Origin of the sequence: Delftia tsuruhatensis NBRC 16741 (assembly GCF_001571325.1) — a bacterium.
Taxonomy (GTDB): Bacteria; Pseudomonadota; Gammaproteobacteria; order Burkholderiales; family Burkholderiaceae_C; genus Comamonas; species Comamonas tsuruhatensis.
Map to the genome: position 1 here is coordinate 55,150 of NZ_BCTO01000037.1, position 8,823 is coordinate 63,972.

Annotated in this window: 7 protein-coding genes and 1 tRNA gene; 1 reads left to right on the top strand and 7 read right to left on the bottom strand. The window is 65.1% G+C overall.

Features of this window, described 5'->3' with window-relative positions; all coding sequences use genetic code 11:
• Window positions 1-6: 6 nt before the first annotated feature.
• A complete protein-coding gene (locus DTS01S_RS18680; RefSeq protein WP_013803115.1) occupies window positions 7-696 on the top strand; it encodes a hydrolase in 690 nt (229 codons plus the stop codon).
• 105 nt (window positions 697-801) lie between these two features.
• Here DTS01S_RS18680 and DTS01S_RS18685 read toward each other — a convergent pair whose 3' ends face one another.
• The 7 genes from DTS01S_RS18685 to DTS01S_RS18715 all read right to left on the bottom strand — a co-directional run bounded on the left by DTS01S_RS18685 (window position 802) and on the right by DTS01S_RS18715 (window position 8,821).
• Complete coding sequence (locus DTS01S_RS18685) at window positions 802-1,215, bottom strand: type IV pilin protein (RefSeq protein WP_174538912.1); 414 nt, start codon at window positions 1,213-1,215, stop codon at window positions 802-804.
• Between the two features lie 80 nt (window positions 1,216-1,295).
• Complete coding sequence (locus tag DTS01S_RS18690; RefSeq protein WP_255247322.1) at window positions 1,296-5,774, bottom strand: pilus assembly protein; 4,479 nt, start codon at window positions 5,772-5,774, stop codon at window positions 1,296-1,298.
• Between the two features lie 46 nt (window positions 5,775-5,820).
• Entirely contained in the window at window positions 5,821-6,414 is a 594-nt protein-coding gene (locus tag DTS01S_RS18695) for a pilus assembly PilX family protein (RefSeq protein ID WP_061288321.1), read from the bottom strand.
• Window positions 6,411-7,205, bottom strand: coding sequence for a prepilin-type N-terminal cleavage/methylation domain-containing protein (locus tag DTS01S_RS18700; RefSeq protein ID WP_061288323.1), 795 nt, complete (start codon window positions 7,203-7,205; stop codon window positions 6,411-6,413). The genes DTS01S_RS18695 and DTS01S_RS18700 overlap by 4 nt, the downstream gene beginning before the upstream one ends.
• Window positions 7,206-7,233: 28 nt before the next feature.
• Complete coding sequence (gene pilV / locus DTS01S_RS18705) at window positions 7,234-7,755, bottom strand: type IV pilus modification protein PilV (RefSeq protein ID WP_223275162.1); 522 nt, start codon at window positions 7,753-7,755, stop codon at window positions 7,234-7,236.
• 23 nt (window positions 7,756-7,778) lie between these two features.
• Window positions 7,779-8,291, bottom strand: a complete 513-nt coding sequence (locus tag DTS01S_RS18710; RefSeq protein WP_016445404.1) for a GspH/FimT family pseudopilin — start codon at window positions 8,289-8,291, stop codon at window positions 7,779-7,781.
• Window positions 8,292-8,745: 454 nt separating this feature from the next.
• Window positions 8,746-8,821 (bottom strand) — tRNA-His (locus DTS01S_RS18715).
• Window positions 8,822-8,823 lie beyond the last annotated feature (2 nt).

An 8,823-nucleotide genomic window follows, 5' to 3' on the forward strand; every position in this document is an offset into this window, starting at 1 on the left:
AAGACCGTGAGCACACCCCAAACCATCGCCAACTTCAACGGCGCCCGCCCGGTCATCGATCCCGACAATGTGGCGATGCTGCTGATCGACCATCAAAGCGGCCTGTTCCAGACCATCAAGGACATGCCCTTCACCGAGGTGCGTGCCAATGCCACCACACTCGCCAAGGTAGCGACACTGGCGAAGATCCCGGTCATCACCACCGCATCGGTGCCGCAGGGTCCGAACGGCCCCTTGATCCCCGAGATCCACCAGTACGCCCCGCATGCCCGGTACGTTGCGCGCAAGGGCGAGATCAACGCCTGGGACAACCCGGAGTTCGTCGCTGCCGTCAAGGCCACCGGGCGCAGGCAGCTCATCATCGCGGGGACGATCACCAGCGTCTGCATGGCCTTTCCCAGCATCGCCGCGGTGCACGAGGGCTACCAGGTCTTCGCGGTGATCGACGCCTCGGGGACCTACTCGAAAATGGCGCAGGAGATCACGCTGGCGCGCATCGTGCAGGCTGGTGTCGTGCCGATGGACACGGCGGCGGTGTGCTCGGAGGTGCAGAAGACCTGGAACCGCGAGGACGCGTTGCAGTGGGCGCAGGCCTACAGCGCAGTCTTCCCGCCGTACCAGTTGCTGATCGAAAGCTACTCCAAGGCGCAGGAAGTGGCCAGGAACGGTGAGCAGCTGGATTCGCAACGCACCTGACTGCGGTAGCACGGCACGGGTACGAGGCCGCTTGCCCAAGGTGTCGGCGGCCATGGTGGAATTTGTGGATGAGGCGCAGGACTGAGACCCCGGCCCCGGTGGCGCTCAGCGCCAGCAGTCCTCCACCGTTCCCAGGGGCGAGATGCCTTTCACGCCCAGGGCGTTCAGGGTGTAGTCGCCGCAGCGCCTGTCCGATGCCTGGCGGCCGGTGCGCGTGGCCTTGAGCGTGTAGCCGCCGTCATTGGCGGCCGTGGCCATCGTCAGGGTGTAGTGGCCGTTCTCGGACTTGTCCCCCCAGGGCAGCCTGAGGTTGGCGACGGAGCTTGTGTAGCCGCCGTTCTGCGCCCGCCAGCGCTCCTGCCGGGCGGCGGCCTCGCCCAGCAGGCTTTGCGCTTCCACGCGCCGCGATCGCAGCACGTATTCCTGGTAGGAGGGGTAGGCGATCGCCGAAAGGATGGCGACCACCGCCACCGTGATCATCAGCTCGATCAGCGTGAATCCATGTAGCTTGCTGCGCACGCAGTTCTCCTTGGGGGCCCGCAGGGCCAGCCAGACGGCCGGGGCCGACAGGCCCCTGTGTGTAGTGGATGGGATGGCGGTCACGGGTTCGCTGGCTGGCGGCGCCAGCTCTGTCGCCCCCGGTCCACTCCGCTGTTGATATCGTCGCCCCCGGTCTTGACCGGGTCTCCCGCCCCGCTTGGCTTTCCGCTGGAGTCGAAGATCTTCGCGCCGCTGATGGTGGGCCTGCCCGGCCCCACCTCGCGGCCGTTGACCTGCTGGCCTGCCAGGTTGTCGGAGGCGTTGAAGATGCCGTCGCCGTTCACATCGAAGGCGACATAGTCGGTCTTGCCCCCGGTGTCGGGATCGATGGCGTAGATCGTGCTGGCCAGGCCCGCGGAGCAGGGGTCGCCCAGCGGCGGCCGGATGGAGGTGAACACCAGTCCCCGCCCGTACAGGCTCATGTCGTAGACCAGTCTTTCGCCGTCGCGCGGCAGATCGACGTACCAGCCCCAGCTGTGCACATTGGAGTCGGCGGTGCTGGTGGCGTCCTTGTACCAGGTGACCGGGTTGGCCGACAGGGCGAACTTGCCCGGAAAGCCGCTCACCTGGGTGAACTGCTGGGCCTGCAGATCCCCGCGTCCCTTGCCGGCGGTAGGCAGCGGCTGCGGCGCAGTCGTGGCGGGTGTGCCGTAGCGATCCCAGATACCGAACACCGATTGCCGGCGCATGTCCAGCTTGTCGTCATCCGTCATGAAGCGGCCCGTGCCGAAGGCCACCACATCGCCCTTGCCGCTGGAGTGCCGCACCACGTAGGGTGCGGTGGTGATGGACAGCCGCTTGCCGCCGCTGCGTTCGGACTCGCGTGCCACAAAGAACAGTTGCGCATTCCATGAGCCGCTGGCACCGCTGGCCAGGTCCACGCGCCATACATTGCCCGCAAGATCACCGGCATAGGCCACGTCCACCTTGCCATCGCCGTTGTTGTCCACCACGGCGGCGCGCGACAGGCCGTTCTTCGGCGCAGGCAGCGCGCTCAGCTCTGCGGCCGTCATGCCTGCCGCGAAATCAAAGCGCCGGATGACCTCGCCACTGGAGACATCCAGCACAAACAGGCTGGACTCGCCGGAGGCGCTGTTCGACGCCTGGTAGCCATTGGACAGGAATACCACCCACCTGCCCTTGGACCGGCCGGCGTCGTTGAGCCGCGCAACGACGGGCGTTGGCATCGAGTAACCCATGCGTTCGTCCTGTTCAACGCCGAACTCCCACAGCAACCGGGGGGAGGTGGGGTCCGTGACGTCCAGCGCGAAGACCTGCCGCCCGCCCGCGCCCAGGCTGCCGACCAGCACCCTGTGCCAGGCGTTGCCGAAGTAGACATCGGAGACCACGGGCGTCCCGTCCACGAAGTAGCGGTGGGGAGCGCCGCCCGCGCCATACCGGGACGTCAGGACATTGAGCGAATTCTTCACCCCCGATGGAATGAAGGCGAACTCCTCCTTGCCAGATGCCGCGTCGAAGGCGTGCAGCATGCCGTCGTTGGCGCCCACATACAGCATCTCCTTGGCAGCCTGTTTCGCGGCAAAGGCGGCATAGGTGGTGCTGCCCTCCAGCTTGTCCGCAGCGGAGGCGCGGTACAGGCCGCCCTTGACCCGCACCAGCGAGGAATTGACGATGTCGCCCAGCACATTGGGCTTTCCGCTGGCCAGGGGCTTGCGCACGCGCAAGTCATCGCGCACCTCGCCACGCAGGAACTCGATGCGCTTTTTTGCCTGGCCATCGGCGGAGTTCGTGGCCGGGTCCGTGTTGAGCACGGCCAGCCAGGACGCATCGGAACGCTGCCCGCTGAGACTGGAGTACGTGAAAGGGCTCAGCGACACGGCACTGCCGGTCCTGCTGGGGTAGTAGATCTTGCGGTCATCGGCGGACCGCTCCGACAGTAGTTCCGCCGCGCTCCACACCAGCGTTCTGTCGCTGGTGGTGAGCTTCTCGCGGATGACATCGCCGCTCCAGTACTGGACCTCGAACGTGGTCCGGTACAGGTCGGCGCCTTCGCCCAGTGTCGCCGTGGGCATGTCCACGCTGACCGCCGTCACGGAACTGATGTTCTGCAGGATGTCGTTGAACGCCTTGGTCAATTGGTCCTTGAGCGTGCCGGCATTGGTCACCAGAAAATAGTTGTCCGGATCTCCCGTGATCTTGGAGGGGTCGCGGTCCGGCACGCCGTACTTGGCGGCATACCACAGCGGTCCCTTCAGGAAGCTGCCCGCATCGGTCGCATTGCCGGGAGTGAAGCTGCGGGTGGCCGTGAGCCCCAGGTTCGAGCATTCCGTGCGCTGTTGGGCCGAGATGCTGCCCCGGCAGTAGCCCGGATCGCGATTGGGGGGCGTGTTGTAGGCGTAGTAGGCCGAGGCCGTGTCCTTGTCACGCACCTCCAGGTACATGCCGTCCTTGGTGGTGCCCGAGATCACATAGCCCATGTGCTGCCCCAGGCCGCCAGCGGCGTACTCGGACACCATGTCGATCTTCACCGTGCCATCGGCCTGCAGCGCGATCGTGTAGCGCGCGATGGCGTCCATGTCATGGTCGGCGCCCTGCTCCACGTCCTCGTAGTTGATGCGGAACTCCGCATAGGGCCGCCCGCCATTGACCGAGGCATCGATGTCCGCCTTGCCCGTGTTGGCAATGTTGACCACGTAGTAGTCGACGATCTGGTTGGTCGGCGTGAAGACCGCATTGTTCACGGTGCTGCCACCGGCACTGCCGGAGACGGTCTTGGCAAACGGCGCAATGGTCACAAAGCGCTTGCCGCCGATCGGAAAACGTATTTCCGGCAGCGGTGACGCAATGGCCACGGAGTAGGTCCTCAGCGCATTCTTGCCCTGGCTGTTGCCGAAGATGGCATTCCTGGCGCCGAAACGGGCCACGCCTGCGGCATAGTAGGTGCCTTCCTTGCTGGGCTCCTCAGGAGACAGGCCGCGCGCCCATGACAGGTCTGCAATGGTCTTGACCGAAGGAGCCTGGTCGGCATTGGCCGATGTTGACTGGCCGATGAAGAAGTTCTTCCCGTCTATGCGCTCGGCCGAGCCGATGGCCGCCACCTCGTCTGAGACATTGAAGCCATTGAGGGCGCTGGCACCGACGCTCGCGTAGCGGCTGCCGGGCAGCTTGCCGTCGTAGGAGGGATTGATGTCGCTGAGCACCGTCATGACGGGACGGGAGCAGTACTGGTAGCCGCCCCCGCCTTCGGCCTTGGCCCTGTAGGGCGTTTCCCAGGCGGGCTTGGACAGGCCCAGGGACGCATCCTTGGAGGAGCCGCCGGCGTAGTCATAGATGCCGAGGGCCTGGGACGCGCCGCCGAAATAGCGCATGGTCTCGAACATCATTTCGCTGATGGGGTTGCCCCACATGGCGCACTTCGAAGGCTTGTCCAGCGAACTGATGGGGCCGGACGTGATCCAGCCGCATTCCACGTATTTGCCGCCGGTGTAGCCGATCAGCCGCTGGCGGTCTATGTTGGCGACCACGCCATTGACACCCGTCTTGAACTGGCCCGTCTGAGGGTCGACTTCCTCTGCGAAATTGCCGATATTGCGACGCAGCACGCCGCCGGCGATGTTTTTCTCGTACGAGCCTGTGAGCAGGCCGAAGTACATCTTCCCGTTCTCCCCGAAGTCGTGCAGCAGCCCCGTGGGCTTGTAGACGGTCTTGCCGCCGTTGGGATAGGCCTTGCAGCTGGCCTCGAGCAACTGGACATTGCTGCTGGAGCAGGCCTCCACAAGCAGGTTGTAGTCGGTGATCCTGCTGCTGGCCCGCGCGCACGAATTGCCGCCTGCACAGTTGCTCTGCCCTGCAAAGCCCTCCTGGGACACCCAGTCCCAGATCTGGAACGAGGAGTCATTGAGCACGCGCAACTGGGTGATGACGCCAGCGGCCTCCCCCAGCGTGGTGACGGCAAACAGATGGCGCGTGCCGACCGCCGGCGGGCGCAGCGGCGCATAGTCCGAAATGCTGTAGACCTTGGCATCCCGCGCAGGGTCATAGGCCTTGCCCCAGCTGTGCGCATCCCTGGGAATGTAGGCGGTCTGCAAAACGGTGCGCGAAGCCGTGTCCTCCGCACGCATGCCGCCATAGAGCACGCGGCGTATGGCGTCCATGCGCGATGTGCCCAGATAGTTCAGGAAGTCGCCGCTCCAGTGGTTCGAGCACTTTTTCCTGTTGCTTCCGGTCGCTGCCTGCGAGGGCACGAAAACACCCTTGGAATAGCTGTAGCAGACGTTGTTGTTGAAGTAGCCGTAGTAGTCGATCTGGTCCGGCTTGTACCCGACATCGATCACACCGTCGCCGTTGAGGTCGGAGGCATCGTTGTAGGCCTCGTAGTACAGCTTGTGGTCACGCCCCATCACCAGCATGTTCAAGGGCGCCAGCGCCTGGTTCACGAACAGCGGCATCTGGGACAGCACGGTGTCCGCGCGCCCCTGGGCATGCGCCGGCGTAATGGCCAGTGCCAATGCGCACGTCCACAGCGCCAGGGCCGGCCACGCGCGTGCCAGGCCCTGGCGCCCCCTCGGACCATGCATGGTCTTCCAACTTGCAATGCGAGCCATTGAAGCTCCCTCCCCCTGCTTACTTTATGAACATGTTGACGCTGGACCGCAGGCACAGCGCATGCGCTCCGCAGGCCTGGGCCTGCGTCTTTTCCGTGGCCTGGGCATTGACCTCATAGAAGTCCGTGCAGCCGGTGGCGGGTGCATCCAGCGCGGACGTCGCACTACCCGACTTGGGACAGGCGGTCGTGATGTATCGGGGATACCAGTACCCATCGGGCTGCTGAAACCCGGCCGCCTTGGCCTTGGTCGTCCGAAAATCCGTACCGAGCCCGATGGAGTCCGTACGCACATCGGATACCGAGCAGGGAATGCCGCTGCCCTCGGCCACCGGAGTGCCGGCGCCATTGCAAGGCTTGAGTGCGACGGCATGCTCCAGCAGCTTGCGCTCACCTTCTCGCAGCGTGCCATCCGCGGTTTCATACAGCCGCTGGCTATCCACCATGTTGGCGGCGATGCGTGCCTCCAGCGTGGCCACGCGCATGCCGACCACCGCCAGCAGCAACACCAGCAGCAGCATGATCATGGACACCAGCAAGGCATTGCCGCGCTGGCGCCCGTGCAGGACACAGGACATGCAGCGGCGGCTCCGGGCTCCGATCAGCGCGGTCATGGCATCAGATTCCTCAGGGTGAGCGTGCCGGTGGCCAGTTGCAGCAGGGAGCCGGCATTCGCATCGCATCGGGCCCGGGCGCCGCCCAGTTGCGCCCAACGCTCGCAGACGGTGGAGGTCATGCCCTGCGTCACCTTGCCGGAGCTTTCCAGCAAGAGGGCAAGGCGCAGGGAACGGATGGCTTCCTGCTTCCCGGGCAACGTGGCCGTGAAGGCATCGACCCTGCGTATCGCGCCGGGCGCTGTCTGCCGATCGATGCCGAACTCGAAATGCACCGCCCGCACGCCATCGGCGAGCGGCACAACCTCCTGCGCGGCCCGGCAGACCAGCACACCACTTTCGACGGTGTATTTCTCCGCGAACATGCCGGTCGCCGGCGCCGGAGCGTCATAGGGGCCGGCGGCCCCCAGGTTCGCCGGCGTGCCCGCACAGTCGGTTTCCGCAGCGTCCCGGGGCTGGAAGCGAAGGCAGATGGTCTGCGCGTCAGCCGCATAGAGCGCCTGTCCCTGGGCGAACTGGCAGCCGTTGGGATGGGGCGAGGAATCGGCAGGAAATGCGTCGAACATCGCCTGCGAAGGGTCTCTCCTGTAGCCTGCCTTGGAGAACTCGGAGTCCAGCACGGCCAGCGCCAGCCGGCTGTTGCCGAGGTTCTCGCTCTGCCCCACGCGAAAACCGAAGCTCGACAGCCCCTGCATGTAGATGGTGGTGGCAATCAGCACGAGGAACAGGCCGATGGCCAGCGCCACCAGAATCTCCACCAGGGACAGGCCCGCCTGGGACGACATGCGCATGCGGCACGCCCGTGCGCCCGGCCCGCGCTCAAAGCCGCGACCGCAGCGTGAATGTGCAAAATTCATTGTCGCTTCCATCCAGACATTGGCCTTTCTTGACCGGCCAGGCCACCGTCACGGACACCAGGCCATCGGCATCGGCGCTCACGGCGAAGGAGGTGTCGATGCGGTCCTCGGTGAGATCGGGCACCAGCTTGCGGGCCCGCTCGCCCCAGCAGGCCAGGCGCTGCGCCCGCGGCTGCGGCAAAGGCTGGCAGGCCGCGGGTGCCGCGGGCATCGCGGCACCCTCCAGCTTCTGGTAGCCGCCCAGTTCCGCCACGGGCGCGCCCTTCGCGTCCAGGACCGTGGCCGTGTCCCCCCGCAGGGTCTCCAGCAGTTCGGAAGCCAGCATGGATGCCATCTGGCGACGCTCGGTATCCACGGTGTATTCAATGGCACGCACATGGATGCGCACGGCGCCCAGCAGCCCCACGGCCACCAGCAGCACGGCGACGAGTACCTCGATAAGGCCTGCGCCGCGTTGCCTGCGAGAAGGAAAAGGAATGGACATTTGGCAGACCCGTTGCACGCGCATCAGCAACTGCCGCCGGCAGGCAGCCGCTGCTGGCGCACAAGCCCGGCGCGGGTCACTCTCAGGCATTGCATGCGCGTGGCATGGCGAGCCGTGACGGTCAGCGTGTACAGCGTGCTGGCGCCGGAGAACTGCCTGGCGGTCCCCGTGGTTTCGAATAGGACACCCTGGGAAGAATCACCGGAGGGCGAGACGGTCACGGCATCAGGCACCCGGGCCTCGCGCACCAGTTGCCCGCCCGACTTGGCGGACCATGTCTGCCCCGCGCCCACGAAGCTGCTTTCCACCCGTTTGTAGACCGCTTCGGAGCGAGCCAGCTGCAGCAACGACTGCAACTCGAGCGCAGCCGAGCTGACGCGCTGGTTGGCTATTTGGGCGATGAAGGAAGGAGCGGCCAGAGCGGCCAGAATCGCGACCAGCGCCACCACCACCATCATCTCGATGAGGGTGAAGCCACGGGGCCATTGCCATGTGCCGCCTGGACAGCCGTTGCGCGTGTAACCGGGGTTTTTCATGCAAGCGTGCTTCTCGTTGCCGGGGAACCATGCGACAGGCCTGCAAGCCCTGCGCCATTGCTCTCGATTGATGTTTGCAATCGTAATGCAAAGGCAATTTGGAACACCTATTGACACAGGTTATGGGACAAATATAGGACTTGTCTTATAAAAACCTGCGCAAAGCGCAACACCCCATCCAGCAAGCCCGGCCCGCCGTCCGTGCACGCAAGCTCGGCGGGACGGCCCGCGCAACGGGCATGGCATGGCCACGGTGGCGATAGGGCAGGTCCCGAAGTCAGGAGGCAGGCCTCGCACCAAGCGCCTGAAAATCCACCGCAGCATGCGCGGTTGCAATCCAGCCGCAGCGCAATTGGCCATGCGAATATCCCGTCAGCTTCCAGCCCGAGGAAGATAAAGTTTGCGCCCAAAGCAAAAATCCCCAGTGCATTTCTGCACTGGGGATTTTCTTGTTTGGGGTGGCTGATGGGGCTCGAACCCACGACAACAGGAATCACAATCCTGGACTCTACCAACTGAGCTACAGCCACCG